The 327-nt window shown below is 61.5% G+C and carries 1 protein-coding gene; it reads left to right on the top strand.

Going from position 1 to position 327, the window contains the following annotated elements; all coding sequences use genetic code 11:
- Positions 1–327 (top strand): ABC transporter permease subunit (locus CUU80_RS10605; protein ID WP_133119425.1); only part of this gene is annotated, 327 nt, incomplete at both ends.

The following is a 327-nucleotide window of genomic DNA, read 5'->3' on the forward strand; positions in this document are numbered from 1 at the left end:
ATGATCATCCCGTCGTTGATCAGCCCGTTCGGCCTGTATCTGATGTGGATCTTCAGCGAGCAGGCCGTGCCGACCGAATTGCTCGAGGCGGCCCGCGTGGACGGCGCGAGCGAGTTCCGCACGTTCTGGACGATCAGCCTGCCCCTGCTGGCGCCGGGTATCGTGACGACCGCGTTGTTCACGATCGTGGCGACGTGGAACAATTACTTCCTGCCGTTGATCATGTTGAAGGACGCGGACTGGTATCCGCTGACGATCGGTTTGAACCAGTGGAAGGACCAGGCGTCCACGGCCGGTGGTCAGGCGATCCAGAACCTGGTGATCACG

Source organism: Bifidobacterium scaligerum, assembly GCF_002802865.1.
Taxonomy (GTDB): domain Bacteria; phylum Actinomycetota; class Actinomycetes; order Actinomycetales; family Bifidobacteriaceae; genus Bifidobacterium; species Bifidobacterium scaligerum.